A 1,557-nucleotide genomic window follows, 5' to 3' on the forward strand; every position below is an offset into this window, starting at 1 on the left:
TCGGTTGCATTCAGACAGGGATGAGCGCGAGGAACAGCCCTTAACTCTTCAAGGGTAACCTCGCTTCGCTCGGTTGCATTCAGACAGGGATGAGCGCGAGGAACAGCCCTTAACTCTTGTACCTTAACCTGTATGCCTGCACCCGCAGACACCAATCACATCGTTTTCCCTGTGTGCAAGATGAGTCAATCACATTTGCTAAAATACTTCAACCCTTTGTTTTGTTTTTTTTTTCGATCAAATCGGCAGAGCCAGTTGTCTGTATATCGTCGGCAAGGGGCCCGCCACACGGAACGTCACCGGCGTGGCGGCAGGCACGGCGCGCGCCGACAGGCCCTGACCCCACTCGTAGACCACGCCCTTCGTCTTAGTCCAGATGCGGATCAGCAGCATGTTCGCGGAGCCGCAGGCAGGGCAACGTATCTCGCCCTTGGCAAAACGCTCCTCCAGTTTCCGGCTGTCCGGCTGTCCGGGGCGTTGGCGGGCAAAGTACTGCGCCACCTGTCCGGCGCGGCGCACCAGAACCTGCAACGCATCGGCGACCAGGGCATGAATCTTCTTCCGCACCGGCCGGGCATAGATGCCGTAGTAACGCACCATCCGGAATCCCTTCGGCGGGAGATGCCGTATCATCCGCCCGATGAACTCGGACGCCGGGATTGTCTCATGCACTTCGCCCTTGCGATGATCCTCGTACCGGTACGTGACATTCTGTCCGTCGTAGTTCTCGATGCGCCGGATCGAGATCGGCGGGGCGCTCACGTACTTGCACAGGTAGATTACCAGCCGCTCCACCGGGCCTGACTCCGGCATGCAGCCGCAGTCAAACCCCGCCGGATACTTCGGAAACATCGAGCCCAGCCTGGCGTGCCAAGCGGCTTCATAGGCCGTGCCGCGCACCGCCTTTCTCAGAGCCGTGAGAACATGGTACTGCCACTTCTTGCGCAGTTTCTTCGTGTCGAAGAAGTTCACCTGCCGCCAGGCGTTGTCCTTGTCAATGCCGCCCTCGCTGACCACAAAGTGAAGGTGCGGATTGCTGTTGCCGGCCCGTCCGTGCAGTTGCAGCACCGCCATGATTCCCACGCGAATCTTTTTCGCGCGCCGCCATTCCCGAATCAGCTCCTTGACCGCCACCGCACCGGCATCCATGTACACTTTTAAAAACGCCTCTTCCGCCAAGACCAGGGGCCGCAGCATTTTTGGCACGGTCAGCACCACTTGCCGGTGGATCACGCCCTCAAAGAGCACTTTCCTCGCCTGATTCAACCACTCGTCCACCGCCATCTTGAAGCAGCGCAGACACAGCCGACTCTTGCAGGTGAATCCGACCTTCTTTGTCGTTTGGCAGTCCCGGCACTGATACTCGTAGTAGCCTTCGCGAATATCGCCGCACGAGAGCATGCGTTCGACGTTTTCCTGCCAGTGTTCCGGGATCGCCCGACCATGTTCCCGCTCGTAACTGGCCGCGAAACCTGTCCAATGCTCCATAAATATTCGCTGCCACAGGTTGAGTTCCTCAAACGGCCGTTGTGTCATCCGCTGTCTCCTGTAACTCCT

At 58.6% G+C, this 1,557-nt stretch carries 1 protein-coding gene; it reads right to left on the minus strand.

Annotation, left to right across the window (positions count from 1 at the left end; translation table 11 throughout):
• Positions 1-237: 237 nt before the first annotated feature.
• On the minus strand, positions 238-1,557 hold a 1,320-nt coding region (locus tag ACE4YL_RS02220; protein WP_461369096.1), incomplete at its 5' end, for an IS91 family transposase.

It is taken from the genome of Candidatus Darwinibacter acetoxidans, assembly GCF_041936445.1.
GTDB lineage: Bacteria > Bacillota > Limnochordia > Darwinibacteriales > Darwinibacteriaceae > DTU010.